Raw genomic sequence first — 18555 nt, forward strand, 5'->3', positions numbered from 1 at the left:
CAGCGCGCGGCGTGTCGCGATGTGCCACCATGGGCGCCAAGAGCTCGCGTGCTCTGGGGTCGGTGAAACTCCGAACCGGCGGTGACAGTCCGCGACCCGATCGCAGCCAGTGATCGGTTGACCAGGTGGAACTCCTGGACCGACGGTCAAAGTCCGGATGGGAAGTGCACGCACGAGTGTTCGACGGACGGCCGCCGCAGGCCGCCGTCGCACGCCAGGCAAGCCCCGGAGTCCGCGTCGAGGACGACGAGAGGCGGTGGCCGATGGCGGAGACCTTCACCCGCGAGTACGACGCGATGCGTCGCGCGCTCGCGCTGGCGGCGACTCCGGGGGTGCCGCTCCACCCGAACCCGCGGGTCGGCTGCGTGCTGCTCGCGCCCGACGGATCGGTCGTCGGCGAGGGCTACCACCACGGCGCGGGCACGCCGCACGCCGAGGTCGAGGCGTTGCAGATGGCCGGCGACCGGGCCCGGGGGGCGACGGCGGTGGTGACGCTGGAGCCGTGCAACCACACCGGGCGGACCGGGCCGTGCGCTCAGGCGCTGATCGCGGCGGGCGTCGCCCGGGTCGTGATCGCCCAGCGCGACCCCAACCCGCAGGCGGCGGGCGGCATGGAGACGTTGCGGGAGGCGGGCGTCGAGGTGGACGCCGGACTGCTCGCCGACGAGGCCGCCGAGGTGAACCGGGCCTGGACCTTCGCCCACGGCGCCGGGCGTCCGTTCGTCACCTGGAAGTTCGCCGCCACGCTCGACGGGCGCAGCGCCGCCAGCGACGGCACCTCGCGCTGGGTCTCGTCCCCGGCCGCCCGGCGCGACACCCACGTGCTGCGCGCGCTGTGCGACACGATGCTCGTCGGCACCAACACCGTCGCGGTCGACGACCCGCAGCTCACGGTCCGCGACGCCGACGACCGAGCCCTGCCCCGGGCGGCCCAGCCGCTGCGCGTGGTGCTGGGGGAGCGGGACCTGCCGACGGATCGCCGGGTCTTCGACGACGCCGCTCCGACCGTGCACCTGCGCACGCACGACCCGGCGGCCGCCCTCCGCGCCCTGTACGCCGACCACGGCCGCCACCACGTCTTCCTGGAGGGCGGGCCGACCGTCGCCGCGGCCTTCCTGCGGGCAGGCGTGGTCGACGAGGTCGTCACCTACGTCGCCCCGATGCTCCTCGGCGCCGGCCGCTCGGCCGTCGGGAAGCTCGGAATCCGCACCATCGCGGACGCGTTGCACCTCGAGCTCGTCGACAGCACCGTCGTCGGCGTGGGCCCCGAGGCGAACGTCCGCATGATCATGAGACCCACCAGGGAAGGAAGCACCATGGGAGGAACGGCCTGATGTTCACCGGCATCGTCGAGGAGCTCGGCACCGTCACGGCCGTCGAGGACCAGGGGGACGCCATCCGGCTCACCATCGCCTCCGACGTGACGCTGTCCGACGCCGGCCTCGGAGACTCGATCGCCGTCAACGGCTGCTGCCTGACCGTCGCGGAGCGCAGCGACACCACCTGGACGGCCGACGTGATGGCCGAGACGCTCGCCAAGACCAGCATCGGCGGCCTCGCCGTCGGCGACCGGGTCAACCTGGAGCGCGCGGTCACCGCCGAGAAGCGACTGGGCGGCCACATCGTGCAGGGCCACGTCGACGCGGTCGGCGAGATCGTCTCGCGCACCCCGAGCGAGCCCGGACCCGACAAGCACTGGGAGGTCGTCGAGATCGCGATGCCCCCCGAGCTCGGCCGCTACCTCGTCGACAAGGGCTCGATCACCGTCGACGGCATCTCGCTCACGGTCGTCGAGGCCGGCCCCACCAGCTTCACCATCAGTCTGATCCCCGAGACCCTCGCCCGTACGACGCTCGGCTTCCGGGCCGCCGGCGACCGGGTGAACCTCGAGGTCGACGTCATCGCCAAGCACGTCGAGAAGCTCCTCGGCGCCTACACCCAGGAGAAGACGGCATGAGCGAGAAGGTCCGGCTGGACCCCGTCGAACGGGCGATCGCCGACATCGCGGCGGGCAGGGCCGTCGTCGTCGTCGACGACGAGGACCGCGAGAACGAGGGCGACATCATCTTCGCCGCCAGCAAGGCCACCCCGGAGCTGATGGCCTTCACGATCCGCTACTCCAGCGGCGTCATCTGCGCGCCGATGCCCGGCGCGATGCTCGACCGCCTGGAGATCCCGCTGATGACGCCCCACAACAAGGACGCCTACCGCACGGCGTACACGATCTCGGTCGACGCGCGTGACGGCGTGAGCACGGGCATCTCCGCCGCGGACCGCGCCCACACCGTCCGGGTCCTGGCCGACTCGGCCACCGAGCCGTGGGAGCTGACCCGGCCGGGCCACGTGTTCCCCCTGCGCTACCGCGAGGGCGGCGTGCTGGTGCGCCGCGGGCACACGGAGGCGGCGGTCGACCTGTGCCGCCTGGCCGGACTGACACCGGCCGGCGTGCTGGTGGAGGTCGTCAACGACGACGGCACCATGAAGCGCGCACCCGAGCTGCGGGCCTTCGCCGACGAGCACGGCCTGGCGATGATCTCGATCGAGGACCTGGTCCGCCACCGCCGGCGGGTCGAGCGCCACGTGGTGCGCGAGGCGGAGACCCGGCTCCCCACCAGTCACGGCGACTTCACCGCGATCGGCTACACGATCACCGTCGACGGCAGCGAGCACGTCGCGCTCGTCTACGGCGACCCGGCCACGCTCGGCGACGACGGCCCGGTCCTGACCCGGGTCCACTCCGAGTGCCTGACCGGTGACGTCTTCGGCTCCAGTCGCTGCGACTGCGGCCCGCAGCTCAACGAGGCGATGGACCGCATCGTCGAGGAGGGACGCGGCGTCGTCGTCTACCTGCGCGGCCACGAGGGCCGGGGGATCGGCCTGGTCGCGAAGCTGCAGGCCTACCAGCTCCAGGACGGCGGCCGCGACACCGTGGACGCCAACCTCGACCTCGGCCTGCCCGCCGACGCCCGCCACTACGGAGCGGCGACCCAGATCCTCAGGGATCTCGGTGTCGCCGAGGTCCGGCTGCTGACCAACAACCCCGACAAGGTCAGCTCCCTCGAGGACTACGGCGTCCGCGTCGCGGAGCGGGTGCCCCTCACCCCCCACCCCAACGGCCACAATCTCGCCTACCTGCTGACCAAGCGGGACCGGATGGGCCACGACATTCCCGACCTCGACATCGACCAGCGGGTCGGCGCCGACGCCGACCTCGAAGGAGTCAACTGACATGGCCGGACACGGCGCCCCCGACATCGCTCCCGTCGACTGCCACGACCTGCGGGTCGCGGTCGTGGCGGCGAGCTGGCACACCGAGGTCATGGACGGCCTGATCGCCGGCGCGCAGCGAGCGTTCGCCGACCACCGGGTCGAGGCGCCCGTCGTGGTCCGCGTGCCCGGCACCTTCGAGCTGCCGGTCACGGCGGCCGTCCTCGCGCCGTCGTACGACGCCGTGGTCGCGCTCGGCGTGGTCATCCGCGGCGGCACGCCGCACTTCGAGTACGTCTGCAACGCCGCGACCGACGGTCTCACCCGGGTGTCGCTCGACCACCACACCCCGATCGGCTTCGGCGTGCTCACCTGCGACACCGAGCAGCAGGCCCTGGACCGCGCGGGCCTCGAGGGCTCGAACGAGGACAAGGGCTACGAGGCCGCCTCGGCCGCCCTGCAGACCGCGGCCACGCTGAAGCGGATCCGCAGCCGCGGCTACACGGGCTGAGACCGGCGCGGGTCGGTCCGCGGCGACGCCGTAGGCTGACCTCCCGTGAAGACGTTCGACGAGCTGTTCGCAGAGCTCAGCGACAAGGCAGCCACGCGACCCGAGGGATCCGGCACCGTCCGGGCCCTCGACGCGGGCGTCCATGCGATCGGCAAGAAGCTGATCGAGGAGGCCGCCGAGTCCTGGATGGCCGCCGAGCACGAGGGCAAGGACGCCACCGCGCTGGAGATCAGCCAGCTGCTCTACCACGCCCAGGTCCTCATGATCGCGAGCGGACTCACGCTCGACGACGTCTACGCACACCTCTGAGGAAACTCACCATGCTCAAGATCGCCGTCCCCAACAAGGGGGCCCTCTCCGAGGCTGCCTCGGGCATGCTGCGCGAGGCCGGCTACGCCCAGCGCTCGGACTCCAAGCAGCTGACCAAGATGGACCCCGACAACGAGGTGGAGTTCTTCTACCTCCGCCCCCGCGACATCGCGCTGTACGTCGGCGAGGGCACGCTCGACGCCGGCATCACCGGTCGCGACCTGCTCCTCGACTCCCACGCCACCGCCACGGAGGCGCTCCAGCTCGGCTTCGGCCGCTCGAAGTTCCGCTTCGCGGCCCGGCCCGGCACCGCCGAGAAGGTCGAGGACCTGGCCGGCAAGCGGATCGCGACGTCGTACGACGGCGTGGTGAAGCGCTACCTCACCGAGCGGGGCATCGACGCGTCCGTGGTCCGCCTCGACGGAGCCGTCGAGACCAGCATCCAGCTCGGTGTGGCCGACGCGATCGCCGACGTGGTCGAGACCGGCAGCACGCTGCGCAACGCCGGCCTGGAGGTCTTCGGCGAGGTCATCCTCGAGTCCGAGGGCGTGATGATCACCCGCGAGGGGGCCGACCCCGGCGCGCTGGAGGTCTTCACCCGGCGGCTGCAGGGCGTCCTCGTGGCGCGCGCCTACGTGATGATGGACTACGACATCCGGGCCGAGAAGGTCGAGCAGGCCATCGCCCTCACGCCCGGCATCGAGAGCCCGACCGTCAGCCCCCTCCACCGCGAGGGCTGGGTCGCGGTCCGCTCCATGGTGCAGCGCGCCACCGCGCAGCGGGTGATGGACGAGCTCTACGCGCTCGGGGCCCGGGCGATCCTCACGACCGACATCCACGCCTGCCGGATCTGACGTGGCGACCAACGACAGCGAGCTGCCCACCATGCCCCGCACCTGGCGGCCCCTGGGGCCGCGGATCGCCGCGGCGGTCTTCGGCGTGGTCCTCGTCGGTGCCTTCGCCTGGCTGTGGATCCAGTTCGACGACGAGACCAGGGCGCGGGTCAACAACCTGGAGAAGGCGACGGTGATCATCATCGTCGGCTGCGGGCTGCTCCTGCTCAACGGCCTCGCCCGATCGCGGGTCGTGGCCCGGGCGGACGGCCTGACCATCGTCAACGGCTACCGCACCCGGCGCCTCGCCTGGGCCGAGGTCGGCACTCTCCGGATGCCGCAGGGCGCTCCGTGGCCGCACCTCCAGCAGGGTGAGGACCAGCGGATCGCCCTGCTCGGCATCCACACCTCCGACGGCGCCCGCGCCGCCACCGCCGTCCGCGAGCTGCGGGCACTCGTCGCCGCGCACCGGCCCTGAGCGCTGGGCCGAGGACGTGCTGCTCGCCGGTGGGTGCGGTCACGGCCGCCAGCCGAGGCGGCCCGGACGGTCAGACCCGGACCGTCAGGTCCGGACGACCAGGTCGGCCCGGGCCCGGGTGTCCTCCCGGGCGTGCAGTGCCTCCTCGTCGGCCAGCCAGGCGTCCCAGTGCGGTCGCATGCCCTCGCCGTCGCGCTCCAGCCAGCGGGCCAGGCGGACGTCGAGCTCCGCCTCCACCCAGACCAGCAGGGTCACCAGGTCCTGGTAGGCCGCGGCGGCGCTGCCCACGCCCTCGAGCACCAGCAGCGGACCCGGATCGACGGTCCGGGTCTCGGCCCAGGCGTCGGCGTACCAGTCCCAGCGGCGCCAGTGCCCGGGTCGGCCGGCGGCGAGCGGTCGCAGCAGTGCCTCGACGGAGTCGCCGAGCGCCGGGAGCCCCCGCCAGCCCTCGAGCATCTCGTCGGTGCCGAGCACGACCGCCTCGGGCGCCAGTGCGGCCAGTCCGCGCGCGAGGGTGGTCTTGCCCGACCCGGCCAGGCCGTCGATGCACACCAGGCGGCCACCGCCCAGCGTCGGTGGCCGCGCGGAGGCGGTGGCCAGGACCTGGGCGGCGAGGTCAGAAGGCGAGGCCGTGGCCACGGTAGGTCGCGACCTCCTCGACGAACCGGTCGCCCTGGAGCAGCAGCACGCGGCGCCCGTGCTCGAAGGGCTCACCGGACTTCGCGTGCCGGAACCACACCAGGTCGCCGATCGCGAGCGCGGCCGCGCTGGCACCGACGAGGGGGGTCTGCACCTCGCCCGCGCCCTCGAGCCCGGTGAGGGCGAGTCCGGCCGGTGCCCACGGCGTCGGCGCCCGGTCGGCCCCGGTCGGACCCGAGGCGATCAGCCCGCCGCCGTGCACCGTCGCCACGGCGGCGGAGGGTCGGCGGGTCACCGGCAGCCCGAAGAACGCCGCCGGAGCGGGGGAGAAGGCCTCGTAGTGGTCGAACAGGGTCGGCGCGAGGAGTCCCGAGCCGGCCGTGACCTCGGTGACCACGGGGTCGGCGGCCGACGACTCGATCGAGCCGGAGCCGCCGGCGTTCCAGAACTCCAGGCCGGTGAAGTCGCCCTGTCCCTTCACGACGTCCAGCGCCTCCGCGATGGCGGTACGGCGCACGTGGAGCTGGGCCACCGAGAGCTGCTTGAGCTTGCGCACGATCGCCGACTTCGCGCGCTGGCGCGGCACCGCGTCGGGGACACCGGCGACCTGGCCCTCGTAGGTCATCACGCCGACCAGCTGGAAGCCCGGCCGCTCGATCACCGCGCGGGCCAGCGCCGTGACCGCGCCGACGTCGTACAGCGGGGAGCGCTTCGGTCCCACGGCCTGACCGCCCCAGCGCAGCCCGGCGTCGACGTCGATCGCGATCCGGACCGGCACCGCGGTCGACGCGCGCAGGCTGTCGACCAGGTCGAGATGGGCGAGGTCGTCGACCATGATCGTCACCCGCGACGCGGCCCGCGGCGACGCGACCAGCGCGGACAGCGCGGCGCGGTCGACGCTCGGGTAGGCGACCACGATGTCGTCGCAGACGTCCTGGTCGGCCAGCCAGAGCGCCTCGGCGAGCGTGTAGGCCAGCACGCCGGCGAACCCGTCGGCGGCCAGGGCCCGCCCGACGAGCGACGGGACCCGGATCGACTTCGACGCGACGCGGATCGGCGTGCCGCCCGCGCGTCGGGCCAGGTCGGCGGCGTTGGCGTCGAAGGCGTCGAGGTCGACGACGAAGACCGGGGTGGACAACGGCTCCGGCCAGGCCGCGACGGCCTCCCGCAGGCGCGCGGCGAGCCGGTTGCGCGCGACGGACGAGTGGTGCTGCACCACGCCATCGTTCCACGGATGGGATGATCGACCCGTGAGCGCATCGCCGAACGAGCGTCCCGACGCACGCCGACTCCAGGGCTCGGAGTACGTCGACGACGACGGCGCGGCGGATGCCGCCCTGGCGCGGGCGTTGCGGGACCACGACGCCGGCGCGGCGTCGTACCCGGAGGTGCTCGCCGCGCTGGGCCCGGCCCGCCTCCTGGTCCCCGTGGTGGCGATCCTCGGCGAGGCCGAGGTCGGCGAGGACGGTCTGGCCCGGGACAAGTCCAGTGACATGGCGGCGGTGCTGCTCACCGGCGCCGACGGCCGCCTGGCGCTGCTCGCCTTCACCGACCTCGCCTCCCTGGCGGCCTGGGACCCGCAGGCGCGGCCGGTGCCCGTCGCCGCCCATCTCGCCGCCGCGACGGCGGTCCAGGAGGGCGCGCACGCGCTCGTCGTCGACGTCGCCGGCCCGCACACCTTCGTCCTGGCCGGTGACGACCTGCAGCGGGTCGCCGCCCGGTGGACGCCGGTGCGGATCGAGGACGGCGGCTGGGGCTGGCTCGGCGCCGCGGATTGGCGCTCCCGGGAACAATCCGGGTAGCATCCTGCGTTGACCGATCCGTCATGCCCGCGCGAGTGGGGATGGCAGATCCACAAGCGGGGACCAGCACCATCGTCTCCCACCCGCAGCGGCCGCCAGGTCGCCGGGTCCGGTCCATGGAGAGCCCCGCCGGGGTCGTCGCGCGACGACACCGGGCCCCGGGGCTCGTGACTGGCTTCCGCTTGGACTAGCGGGAGCCTCTTCTCATTTTGCAGGTTCGAAGACCTCCCGACCGACCGAGTTTGGAGGACATATCAGCACCGAGCTGCGCATCAACGAGCGGATCCGGGTTCCCGAGGTCCGGCTCGTGGGACCCAACGGAGAGACCGTCGGCATCGTCCCCACCGACCAGGCACTCAAGCTCGCGCAGGAGGCCGACCTGGATCTGGTGGAGATCGCGCCGATGGGGAAGCCCCCTGTCTGCAAGCTCATGGACTACGGGAAGTTCAAGTACGAGAACGCCCAGAAGGCCCGTGAGGCGCGACGGAACCAGACCAACGTCATCATCAAGGAGATGAAGCTCCGGCCCAAGATCGACGCGCACGACTACGAGACCAAGAAGGGTCACGTCGTTCGCTTCCTCAAGGCCGGCGACAAGGTCAAGATCACGATCATGTTCCGTGGTCGCGAGCAGCACCGCCCCGAGCTGGGCTATCGCCTGCTCCAGAAGCTGGCCGAGGACGTGCAGGAGCTGGGCTTCGTGGAGTCCAACCCCAAGCAGGACGGCCGCAACATGACCATGGTCATCGGGCCGCACAAGAAGAAGGCCGAGGCCAAGGCCGAGGTGAAGGCGGCCAAGGAGGAGCGTCGCGCCGAGCGCGAGGCGGAGGCGGCAGCCGACGCCGCCGCGCAGGCCGAGCGGGTCGCCCAGAAGCCGGCCGCGCAGAAGAAGGAGCGGGGTCGCTCGGAGAACCTCGATCCCGAGATCGACGCCTGAGACCGACCGAAGATAGGAAGAGACGAGATGCCGAAGAACAAGACGCACTCCGGTGCCAGCAAGCGGTTCAAGGTCACGGGCAGCGGCAAGATCCTGCGCGAGAAGGCCGGCAAGCGCCACAACCTCGAGAAGAAGGCCTCCAAGGTCACCCGCCGCCTGACCGGCACGGTCGAGGTCGCCAAGAACGACGTCCCGCGCGCGAAGAAGATGCTCGGTCTCTGACCGGCCGTCGTCCGCACCTGAGCTAAGCAACAAGGAGTTAGAAGATGGCACGCGTCAAGCGCGCAGTGAACGCGGCGAAGAAGCGTCGTACCACCCTCGAGCGGGCCAGCGGCTACCGCGGCCAGCGTTCGCGGCTGTACCGCAAGGCCAAGGAGCAGGTCACCCACTCCCTGGTCTACAGCTACAACGACCGCAAGAAGAACAAGGGCAACTTCCGCCGCCTGTGGATCCAGCGGATCAACGCGGCCGCCCGCGCCGAGGGCCTGACCTACAACCGGTTCATCCAGGGCCTCAACCTGGCCGGCATCGAGGTCGACCGCAAGATCCTCGCCGACCTCGCGGTCAACGACGCGCCCGCCTTCGCCGCGCTGGTGGCCCAGGCCAAGGCCGCGCTGCCCGAGGACGTCAACGCGCCTCGCGAGTCTGACCAGGTCTCCGCCTGATCCTCGGACCCTGGGCATGACGCCTCTGACCGCGGGCAACACCCGCGTCAAGGAAGCACGCAAGCTGCACCGCCGCTCGGCTCGTTCCGAGCGGCGGTGTTTCCTTGCCGACGGCCCGAAGGCCGTCGAGGGCGCGCTGGGGGTGCCCGGGTGCGTCGTCGAGGTCTTCGCGACCCCCGCCGCCGCAGCCGAGTACGCCGACCTGCTCGGTGCCGTCCCGGTCACCCTCGTCGACGACCGGGCGATGAGCGGCCTGAGCGACAGCGTCAACCCGGCCGGCCTCGTGGCCGTGTGCACCTTCCTCGACGGGCGCATCCCGGCGGGTCCCCGGCTGCTGTCGATCTGCGCCGACGTGCGCGACCCCGGCAACGCCGGCACCGTCGTCCGCACCAGCGACGCCGCCGGCGCCGACGCGGTCGTCCTCGCGGGCGACTCGGTCGACGCCTACAACCCCAAGACGGTCCGGGCCAGCGTGGGCAGCCTGTTCCACCTCCCGGTCGTCCTCGAGCGGGACCCGGCGACCGCCGTCCGCCGGGCCCAGGAGCTGGGCCTCACGGTCCTCGCCGCCGACGGCGGGGGAGAGGTCGACCTGTTCGCCGCCGACGATCTGCTGGCGCGGCCCACCGCCTGGCTCTTCGGCAACGAGGCGTGGGGCCTGCCCGACGACCTCGCGGGGCTCGCCGACCACCGGGTCCGCATCCCCATCCTCGGTGGTGCCGAGTCCCTCAATCTCGCCACCGCCGCGGCGGTCTGTCTCTACGCCAGCGCCCGCGCCATGATGAGGGCGTGAACCACACCCTCGACCTCCTGCCGGACGGCGTCGTCGTCGCTCGCGCCGACGGACGGGTCAGTGCCGTCAACGCGGTCGCGGCGAGGATGCTCGGCCTCGGCCCGGCGGCCGAGCTGGTCGGTCGACCGCTCGACGAGGTGCTCGCGCTCACCGACCACGACGCGCGCACGTGGTACGACGCGAACGCGCCCTACGACGGGCTGTCCACCCGCACCGGCGTGCCGGAGCAGTCCTGGCTGCTGCCCGACGGCACCGAGGTGCTCGTCACCGCGCGCCTGCACCGCGCCGAGCGCAACGGCCCGGTGAGCGCCGTCGCCGTCGACCTGCGCTCCGGACGCGGCCGTGCCCGTCTCGACCGGGACCGCTCCGACCTGGTCGCCACCCTGGCCCACGAGCTGCGCTCACCGCTCACCGGCGTGAAGGGCTTCGTGCAGGCCCTCCTCAACCGCTGGGACAAGCTGACCGACGAGCAGAAGCGGCTCATGCTCACCACGGCGAGCGCCGACGCCGACCGGCTGAGCCGGCTGATCGCCGAGCTGCTCGACGTCGCCCGGATCGACACCGGCCGGCTCCAGCTCCACCGCCGACCGACCGACCTCGCCCGCAAGGCCACGCTGGTCCACGAGTCCATCACCGTCGTCACGTCCACGCCGATCGAGCTGGAGATCGAGCCGGACCTGCCGCCGATCGACGCCGACCCCGACAAGGTGATGCAGGTCCTCACGAACGTCGTCGAGAACGCCGTGCGCCACGGCAGCGGGACCGTCCGGATGCACGTCGGCCGCTGGCGCGACGACGCCGGCCACCTGGCCGTCACCGTCACCGACGAGGGGGCCGGCATCGCCCCCGAGCTGCGGCAGCGGATCTTCACGAAGTTCTGGACCGAGGGCACCGGCGGCGGGTCGGGTCTCGGTCTCTACATCGTCCGCGGCCTCGTCCGCGCCCACGGCGGCAGCGTCGTCGTCGACGATCGCCCGGGCGGCGGCGCGCGGATCGTGACCACCTGGCCGTGCGCCGCCGCCGTGGCACCATGAAGCCATGACCGACGCCGACCAGCCCGTCGACGTGCTGCGCCACTACCTGAGCGGTGCCCGCGAGGCGCTGCTGTGGAAGCTCGAGGGTCTCGGCGAGCGGCAGGTGCGGCTGCCGGGCACGCCCACCGGCACCACGCTGCTCGGCATGGTGCTGCACTGCGCCAACGTGGAGATCGGCTACTTCGGCCCGACCTTCGGGCGCACCTGGGGCGAGCCGGACCATCCCGCGGTGATCGCCATGGACGCCTACGACACCGACCCCCAGGCCGACTGGACGGTCCCCGCCGACCTCCCGGCGGCCGAGCTGATCGCCTTCTACGGGCGCGTCGGTGCGTTCGCCGACGCGGCCCTCGCGGAGCTCCCGCTCGACACCCCGGGCCGCGTGCCGTGGTGGCCCGCCGACCGCGCGGCGACGACCCTGCACGAGATCGCGGTGCACGTCCTGTGCGATCTCCAGCGGCACGCCGGCCAGGCCGACATCCTCCGCGAGCAGCTCGACGGAGCGGCCGGGATGCGCCCGGCGCTGAGCAACGTCCCCGACGGCGTCGACTGGCCGGCGTACGTCGCCCGGCTGACGGCGATCGCCGACACGTTCGCCGACTGAATACCGGTTCGCTGTCCCGGGGTCCGGGTTCCTAGACTGGCGCCGACATGTCTGGCCCGAACACTGACTACGACCCCGTGGAGGTCGCCGCCGTGAGCCCTGCCGAGGTCGAGGCGGCGCGCGACGCAGCGCTGGCCGCCATCGCCGCCGCCACCGACCTCGAGCAGCTCAAGGCGGTGCGCTCCGAGCACGCCGGCGACCGCTCGCCGCTCGCCCTCGCCAACCGCGAGATCGGGGCGCTGCCACCGCAGGCCCGCAAGGAGGCCGGCCAGCGCGTCGGTCAGGCCCGCGGTGCCGTCAACCAGGCGCTCGCCGCCCGCCAGGAGGTGCTCGAGGTCGAGCACGAGGCGCGGATCCTCGTCGAGGAGGCCGTCGACGTGACGCTGCCGACCGACGAGCTCCCGCTCGGCGGGCGGCACCCGCTCACCACCGGCGCCGAGCTGATCGCCGACATCTTCGTCGCGATGGGCTGGGAGGTCGCCGAGGGGCCGGTCATCGAGGCCGAGTGGCTCAACTTCGACGCGCTCAACCTGGGCCCCGACCACCCCGCGCGCACCATGCAGGACACCTTCTGGACCGAGCCAGCCGACCACCACGTCGTGCTGCGCACCCACACCAGCCCGGTCCAGGCGCGCACCATGCTCACCCGCGGCGTCGCCGAGGGCGCGCCCATCTACGTCGTGTGCCCCGGCCGCGTCTTCCGCACCGACGAGTACGACGCCACCCACTCGCCGATGTTCCACCAGGTCGAGGGGCTGGCCATCGACGAGGGCATCTCGATGGCCCACCTCAAGGGCACCTTGGACCACTTCGCCGCCCAGATGTTCGGCGACGGAATCACGACGCGCTTCCGGCCGTCGTACTTCCCCTTCACCGAGCCGTCCGCCGAGGTCGACCTCACCTGCTTCGTCTGCCGCGGGAGCGGGCTCAAGGACGACGGTCCCGACACCTGCCGGACCTGCCGCGGCGAGGGCTGGATCGAGTGGGGCGGCTGCGGCATCGTCAACCCGCGCGTCCTGCAGGCCTGCGGCGTCGACTCCGAGCGGTTCTCGGGCTTCGCCTTCGGCATGGGCATCGACCGGACCCTGATGTTCCGGCATGGCCTCGAGGACCTGCGCACCCTGTTCGAGGGCGACGTGCGCTTCACCACGGCATTCGGAAGCGAGCTCTGACATGAAGGCCCCTGTCTCCTGGATCCGGGAGCTCGTCGACCTGCCCGAGCACGTCACCACCGAGGTGCTGACCGACCGGCTGACCGCGCTCGGTCTCAAGCTCGAGGGCGTCCACGCCGCGGGCGCCGGGATCCGCGGCCCGCTGGTCATCGGCAAGGTGCTCACGATGGAGCCCGAGCCGCAGAAGAACGGCAAGACGATCAACTGGTGCAGCGTTGATGTCGGTGGCGCCAACGGCACGGGTGAGCCGCAGGGCATCGTCTGCGGCGCCCACAACTTCGCGCCCGGCGACCTCGTCGTCGTCATCCTGCCCGGCGGCGCGCTGCCCGGAGGCTTCGAGATCTCCGCGCGCAAGACCTACGGCCACGTCTCGGCGGGCATGATCTGCTCGGTCCGCGAGCTCGGCATCGGCGACGACCACGACGGCATCCTCGTGCTGCCGCCCGACGCCGGACAGCCCGGCGACGACGTCTTCGGGCTGCTCGGGCTCGACGAGGAGGTCATCGAGTTCGAGATCAACCCCGACCGGGCCTACGCGCTGTCGCTGCGCGGCGTCGCCCGCGAGGCGGCCCTGGGCTTCGACCTCCCGTTCACCGACCCCGCCGAGCGCGAGCTCCCCGACGTCGACGGGAAGGCCTGGGAGGTCGTCGTCGACGACCCGGCCGGCTGCCCCGTCTTCGCCGCGCGCCTGGTCAGCGGCTTCGACCCGGCGGCGCCCACGCCGGAGTTCATCAAGCGGCGTGTCGAGCAGGCCGGCATGCGCTCGATCTCCTTGGCCGTCGACGTCACCAACTACGTCATGCTCGAGCTCGGCCAGCCGATCCACGGCTACGACGCCGACAAGGTCGCCGGGGCGCTCGGCGTCCGCCGCGCGCGGCAGGGCGAGCAGCTCACCACCCTCGACGACACCGTGCGCACGCTGTCCACCGAGGACCTCGTCATCACCGACGACTCCGGGCCGATCGGCCTGGCCGGCGTGATGGGCGGCGCGACGACCGAGATGTCCGAGACCACGACCCGGATCCTGATCGAGGCGGCGCACTGGGACGCGGTGTCCATGTTCCGCACCGGCCGGCGTCACCGGCTGACCTCGGAGGCCGGCAAGCGCAACGAGCGCGGCGTCGACCCGCTGCTCCCCGGTGCCGCGGCCGACCGGGTCGTCGAGCTCCTCGTCGAGCACGGCGGCGCGACGGCCGAGCCGGGCTTCACGCTGGTCGGCACCGCTCCCGAACGGCCGGCGATCACCATCGCGACCGACCTGCCCGCGCGGCTCAGCGGCATCGACATCACCGCGATGACCACCGTCGAGTGCCTGCGGGCGATCGGCGCCACCGTCGTCGAGCAGGACGCCGGCACCATCGAGGTGACGCCGCCGACCTGGCGCCCCGACATCAACGACCCCTACGACCTGGTCGAGGAGGTCGTCCGGATCGTCGGCTACGACCAGGTGCCGAGCGTGCTGCCGCGCCGGGCGACCGGTCGCGGCCTGACCCGCACCCAGCGCCTGCGCCGCCGTGTCGGCCGCACCCTCGCCGGCGCCGGCCTGGTCGAGGTGGTCAGCTTCCCGTTCGTCGGCGAGGCGACCTTCGACAAGCTCGGCCTCGCCGCCGACGACCCGCTGCGCGCCACCGTCGGCCTGGCCAACCCGCTCTCCAGCGAGGAGCCCGCCTACACCACCACGCTCCTGCCGGGACTGCTCGAGGCCGCCGGGCGCAATGTCGGCCGAGGCGCCCCGGGCGTCGCCCTGTTCGAGACCGGCACGGTCGCGTTCCCGGCCGACAACGGCCCCGCACCGATCTACGGCGTCCACACGCGTCCCAGCGAGGCGGAGCTCGAGAAGCTGCTCGAGGCGCTGCCCGTCCAGCCGCAGCACCTCGCCGTCGTCCTGGCCGGTGAGCGGCGCCGCGCCGGCTGGTGGGGACCGGGCACCGACGCGGGATGGACCGACGCGCTGGCCGTCGTACGACGCCTGGCGGCCGATCTCGGTGTGCGGGTCGACGTCGCCGCGGCGTCCCGGATGCCGTGGCACCCCGGGCGGTGCGCCCTGCTCAGCGTCGAGGGCGTCCAGCTCGGCCACGCCGGTGAGCTGCATCCCCGTGTGTGCGCCGCCTACGGCCTGCCGGCGCGCAGCGCCGCGGTCGAGGTCGACCTCGACGCGCTGATGGCCGCCGCGACGGAGGTGACGCCCGGGCCGGACTTCTCGACGATGCCGCTCGCCAAGGAGGACGTCGCGCTCGTCGTCGACGCCGAGGTGACCGTCGCCGCCGTCGAGGCGGCGCTGCGCGAGGGCGCCGGCGAGCTGCTGGAGTCGATCCGGCTCTTCGACGTCTACACCGGCGAGCAGATCGAGGAGGGGCAGAAGTCGCTGGCCTTCGCACTGCGCTTCCGCGCACCCGACCGGACCCTCACCGAGGCCGAGACCGGCGCCGCCCGCGACGCCGCCGTCGCCCGCGCCGCCGAGCTGACCGGAGCGGTGCAACGCTGAGCCTGGAGCCGTGGTGAGTCCGCGACTGCGGCTGGCCGACGAGGTCACCTGGGACGGCTCCACCGTCCCGGGTGCGCGGACCCGCGTCCTCCTCGCGGTGCTCGCCGACGCCCGGGGCAAGGTGGTCGGCGAGGACACCCTGATCGAGGAGATCTGGGGCGACGAGCCGCCGGCCAACCCGACCAAGGCACTCCAGGTCGTCGTCTCCCGGGCCCGCTCGGCGACCGCGTCCGACGTCGTCGAGCGCGCGGGTCACGGCTACCGACTGGCGCTCGACACGGCGGACGTCGACGTCTGGACCCACGACCACGCGGTCGAGGCCGCCCGCCGGGCCGCCGCGGCCGGCGCCTGGACCGAGGCGGCCGCGCTGCTCGACCACCTCGACGGCGAGCCGGCCCTCGCCGGCCGGATCCTGTCCGGACTGGGCCGCCATGACGATGCCCTGCCCCTCCTCGAGGCCGCGGGCGCCGCGCGCGACGACGCCTGCCTGCTGGCGCTGCTGCGTAGTGAGGCGGCGGTGCGCGGGGTGCCGGCCGCGCTCGCCCGCTACGAGGCACATCGTGCGGAGCTCGCGGACCGGCTCGGCGTCGACCCCGCCCCCGAGCTCCAGGCGCTGCACCACGAGCTGCTGCTGCGCGATCGTCCCGTCCGGTCCGGGCTGAGCCACTACGCCAGCAGCCTGGTCGGTCGCGACGACGACCTCGTCCGGCTGCGGGCGCTGGTCCGGACCCACCGGGTGGTGTCGATCGTCGGCCCCGGCGGCCTGGGCAAGACCCGCCTCGCCCAGCTGGTCGCCACCGAGGCCGAGCAGCCGGTCGTCCACGTGGTCGAGCTGGTCGGTGTCGTCGATCCCGCCGACGTCGTGTCCGAGGTCGGGTCGGTGCTGGGTGTCCGCGACTCAGTGCACGGTCGCGCCGCGCTGACGCCGGCGCAGCGGCGCGACGTACGCTCCCGGATCGCCCAGCACCTCGACCGCGCGCCCGCACTGCTGGTGCTCGACAACTGTGAGCACCTGGTCGAGGCGGTCGCCGACCTGGTCGCCTTCCTGGTGGCGGCCACGCCGTCGCTCCGCGTGCTCACCACCACGCGGGCGCCGTTGGCGATCGCGGCCGAGCACGTCTTCGAGCTGAGCCGGCTCGGCGCCGCCGACGCGAGGGATCTGTTCCGGCAGCGGGCGCTCGCCGCGCGACCCGGTGTCGTGCTGCCCGCCACCGCGGTGGCGGAGATCGCCGAGCGCCTCGACGGCCTTCCCCTGGCCATCGAGCTCGCGGCCGTCAAGGTCCGCGCCATGTCCGTCCACGACATCGCGTCCCGGCTCGAGGACCGGTTCGCGCTCCTGCGTGGCGGCGACCGCAGCGCGCCCGACCGCCACCAGACACTGCTCGCCGTGATCGACTGGTCCTGGAACCTGCTGGCCGAGCGCGACCGCCGCGGACTGCGCCGCCTCTCGGTCTTCCACGACGGGTTCACCCTCGAGGGCGCCGAGTCGATCCTGGGACCCGACGCGCTCGCCACCGTCGAGGAGCTCGTCGCGCAGTCGCTGCTCACCCTGGTCGACGCCGGCACCGGCGCACCGCTGCGCTACCGGATGCTGGAGACGGTGCGCGAGTTCGGGCGCAGGCAGCTGATCGCCGTGGGGGAGGAGCCCGACGCCCAGCGCGATCACCGTGACTGGGCGGTGGCGGTCGCCGACCGGCTCGGCGCACGCCTGTTCAGCCGCGCGCAGGTCGCCACGGTCGACGCGATCGCGACCGAGGAGAACAACCTCGCCGACGCCCTCCGCCGGGCGCTGGCGTCGGCCGACGCGGATGCCGTCGTCTCCCTGCTCGCCGCGCTCGGTGGCTTCTGGAGCATCCGCGGCGAGCACGCGCGGGTGATCATGCTGTGCGAGGCGGTCGCCGCCGTGCTCACCGAGGTGCGCGCCGCGCCGGAGCGGGCCGACCAGGCCCGGGCGGTGCTGTGCCTGACCCTGGCGAACTCCTGGATCGCCCAGCTCGACGTGCTCGAGGACCTGCTCGGCGAGCTGGCCCGCCTCGGCCCGGGGACGACGAGCCCCCGGGTCGCGGCCATGACCACGGTGGTCCTGGGGGCGGGCGGCCCGTCCGCCAGTCCGCTGCTGTCGCCCTCCGACCACCTCGTCGACGACCCGGACCCCCTGGTCCGCGGCGTCGCGCTGCAGTGGCGCAGTCACGAGCGGGAGAACATCGGGGACCCCGTCGCCGCGATCGCGGCGGCGGAGGAGGCCCTGGCGATCGCCACCGAGGAGGGCGGGCCGTGGACCCTCGCGGTGCTCCATGCCCAGCTGGCCGGGCTCTACGGCCAGGTCGGTCGGCTCACCGACGCCGAGCCGCACGCGCGGGCCGCCGTGCCGGTCCTGGTGCGGCTGGGCGCCCACGAGGACGCCCTCCAGGCGATGACCGTCTCGGCCGTTGCGTGGCTCGAGCGCGGCGACCCCGATGCGGCCGAACGGGTCCTCGACGACGTCCTCGCGCACACCGACCTCGCGGCGGGCGGCGGGGGCTACAGCGCCAAGGGCACACTGCTGGTCACCCAGGCCGAGATCGCGTTCGCGCGCGGCCAGGTCGACGAGGGCCTCCGGCTCGTCGAGCAGGCGGCCGCCGAGATGGCGGCGGTCCGCTTCCCCGGCATGGGCGCCGACGTCGACATCGCGCCCTGGCGGATCTACGGCAACACGGTGGCGATCCTGGCCTTCGCGCTGCATGATCGTCCCGCCCGCGGGCGCGAGCTCCACGAGTGGCTGGTGGGTGCCGTGCCGCGCGTCATCGACCGCGACCGCGCCTTCGTCGACGTGCCGGTCGTCGGCCTGATGCTCTTCGCGCTCGGCACCTGGGCGCTGCGCTTCGGCACGCTGCCGCCCGCCGAGGCCGTCCGCCTGCTGGCGCTGGCCGAGCGGCTCGCCTACCCGCGTTTCGTGCCGTCGCTCTCCTGGGACCGGGCCGCGGCCCGCTGCGAGGCGGCGGCGCCGGGCGAGCTGGACCTCCTCGCCGCCGAGTACGGCGAGCGCCGCGGGCCCGACCTGCTGGACGAGGCCCGCGACGTCGTCGCGCGCCTGTTCGGATGACCGGCGC

19 protein-coding genes and 1 riboswitch are annotated in these 18555 nt (G+C 73.4%); of the genes, 17 read left to right on the plus strand and 2 right to left on the minus strand.

Annotated features, from left to right (window positions below; genetic code table 11):
- Positions 1 to 44: 44 nt before the first annotated feature.
- Positions 45 to 174, plus strand: a riboswitch (FMN riboswitch).
- Positions 175 to 263: 89 nt separating this feature from the next.
- Genes ribD through ACPZVR_RS17610 form a run of 7 tightly spaced genes read left to right on the plus strand, consistent with a single transcriptional unit; the run spans position 264 to position 5338 of the window.
- Positions 264 to 1334, plus strand: a complete 1071-nt coding sequence (gene ribD / locus ACPZVR_RS17580; RefSeq protein ID WP_436700952.1) for a bifunctional diaminohydroxyphosphoribosylaminopyrimidine deaminase/5-amino-6-(5-phosphoribosylamino)uracil reductase RibD — start codon at positions 264 to 266, stop codon at positions 1332 to 1334.
- Positions 1334 to 1957, plus strand: a complete 624-nt coding sequence (locus ACPZVR_RS17585; protein WP_436700953.1) for a riboflavin synthase — start codon at positions 1334 to 1336, stop codon at positions 1955 to 1957. Before ribD ends, ACPZVR_RS17585 begins: the two co-directional genes overlap by 1 nt.
- Positions 1954 to 3228, plus strand: a complete 1275-nt coding sequence (locus ACPZVR_RS17590; RefSeq protein WP_436700954.1) for a bifunctional 3,4-dihydroxy-2-butanone-4-phosphate synthase/GTP cyclohydrolase II — start codon at positions 1954 to 1956, stop codon at positions 3226 to 3228. The genes ACPZVR_RS17585 and ACPZVR_RS17590 overlap by 4 nt, the downstream gene beginning before the upstream one ends.
- Position 3229: 1 nt before the next feature.
- A complete protein-coding gene (gene ribH, locus ACPZVR_RS17595; RefSeq protein WP_436700955.1) occupies positions 3230 to 3718 on the plus strand; it encodes a 6,7-dimethyl-8-ribityllumazine synthase in 489 nt (162 codons plus the stop codon).
- Positions 3719 to 3763: 45 nt separating this feature from the next.
- Positions 3764 to 4027: a phosphoribosyl-ATP diphosphatase gene (locus tag ACPZVR_RS17600; protein WP_436700956.1), complete on the plus strand. Its 264-nt coding sequence runs from the start codon at positions 3764 to 3766 to the stop codon at positions 4025 to 4027.
- Between the two features lie 11 nt (positions 4028 to 4038).
- Positions 4039 to 4881: an ATP phosphoribosyltransferase gene (gene hisG / locus ACPZVR_RS17605; protein WP_436700957.1), complete on the plus strand. Its 843-nt coding sequence runs from the start codon at positions 4039 to 4041 to the stop codon at positions 4879 to 4881.
- A 1-nt stretch (position 4882) separates the two neighbouring features.
- Positions 4883 to 5338 carry a PH domain-containing protein gene (locus tag ACPZVR_RS17610; RefSeq protein WP_436700958.1) on the plus strand — a complete coding sequence of 152 codons (456 nt, stop codon included), beginning with the start codon at positions 4883 to 4885 and terminating at the stop codon, positions 5336 to 5338.
- Positions 5339 to 5422: 84 nt separating this feature from the next.
- On the opposite strand, the gene ACPZVR_RS17615 is transcribed toward ACPZVR_RS17610, so the two are convergent.
- Positions 5423 to 5977: a uridine kinase family protein gene (locus tag ACPZVR_RS17615; protein WP_436700959.1), complete on the minus strand. Its 555-nt coding sequence runs from the start codon at positions 5975 to 5977 to the stop codon at positions 5423 to 5425.
- Positions 5955 to 7193, minus strand: coding sequence for an amino acid deaminase/aldolase (locus ACPZVR_RS17620; RefSeq protein ID WP_436700960.1), 1239 nt, complete (start codon positions 7191 to 7193; stop codon positions 5955 to 5957). Before ACPZVR_RS17620 ends, ACPZVR_RS17615 begins: the two co-directional genes overlap by 23 nt.
- 34 nt (positions 7194 to 7227) lie before the next feature.
- Between ACPZVR_RS17620 and ACPZVR_RS17625 the strand changes: the two genes are divergently transcribed.
- From ACPZVR_RS17625 to ACPZVR_RS17670, 10 genes are all read left to right on the plus strand, one after another.
- Positions 7228 to 7779: an SseB family protein gene (locus tag ACPZVR_RS17625; RefSeq protein ID WP_436700961.1), complete on the plus strand. Its 552-nt coding sequence runs from the start codon at positions 7228 to 7230 to the stop codon at positions 7777 to 7779.
- Positions 7780 to 8050: 271 nt separating this feature from the next.
- Positions 8051 to 8716, plus strand: a complete 666-nt coding sequence (infC, locus tag ACPZVR_RS17630; protein WP_408899614.1) for a translation initiation factor IF-3 — start codon at positions 8051 to 8053, stop codon at positions 8714 to 8716.
- Between the two features lie 27 nt (positions 8717 to 8743).
- Entirely contained in the window at positions 8744 to 8938 is a 195-nt protein-coding gene (gene rpmI / locus ACPZVR_RS17635) for a 50S ribosomal protein L35 (protein WP_028654205.1), read from the plus strand.
- Between the two features lie 44 nt (positions 8939 to 8982).
- On the plus strand, positions 8983 to 9381 hold the full coding sequence (rplT, locus tag ACPZVR_RS17640) for a 50S ribosomal protein L20 (RefSeq protein WP_436700962.1): 399 nt from the start codon (positions 8983 to 8985) through the stop codon (positions 9379 to 9381).
- A 16-nt stretch (positions 9382 to 9397) separates the two neighbouring features.
- Entirely contained in the window at positions 9398 to 10171 is a 774-nt protein-coding gene (locus ACPZVR_RS17645) for a TrmH family RNA methyltransferase (protein WP_436700963.1), read from the plus strand.
- Positions 10168 to 11205 (plus strand): sensor histidine kinase, encoded by a 1038-nt coding sequence (locus tag ACPZVR_RS17650; RefSeq protein ID WP_436700964.1) that lies wholly within the window; start codon positions 10168 to 10170, stop codon positions 11203 to 11205. The genes ACPZVR_RS17645 and ACPZVR_RS17650 overlap by 4 nt, the downstream gene beginning before the upstream one ends.
- A 4-nt stretch (positions 11206 to 11209) precedes the next feature.
- Positions 11210 to 11809, plus strand: a complete 600-nt coding sequence (locus ACPZVR_RS17655; protein WP_436700965.1) for a DinB family protein — start codon at positions 11210 to 11212, stop codon at positions 11807 to 11809.
- 47 nt (positions 11810 to 11856) lie between these two features.
- Positions 11857 to 12981 carry a phenylalanine--tRNA ligase subunit alpha gene (gene pheS / locus ACPZVR_RS17660; RefSeq protein ID WP_436700966.1) on the plus strand — a complete coding sequence of 375 codons (1125 nt, stop codon included), beginning with the start codon at positions 11857 to 11859 and terminating at the stop codon, positions 12979 to 12981.
- 1 nt (position 12982) lies between these two features.
- Positions 12983 to 15466, plus strand: a complete 2484-nt coding sequence (gene pheT, locus ACPZVR_RS17665) for a phenylalanine--tRNA ligase subunit beta (RefSeq protein WP_436700967.1) — start codon at positions 12983 to 12985, stop codon at positions 15464 to 15466.
- Between the two features lie 10 nt (positions 15467 to 15476).
- Entirely contained in the window at positions 15477 to 18548 is a 3072-nt protein-coding gene (locus ACPZVR_RS17670) for an ATP-binding protein (protein ID WP_436700968.1), read from the plus strand.
- Positions 18549 to 18555: the final 7 nt, after the last annotated feature.

The sequence above is a fragment of the Nocardioides segetis genome (assembly GCF_051390595.1).
In the GTDB taxonomy this organism is placed as follows: domain Bacteria; phylum Actinomycetota; class Actinomycetes; order Propionibacteriales; family Nocardioidaceae; genus Nocardioides.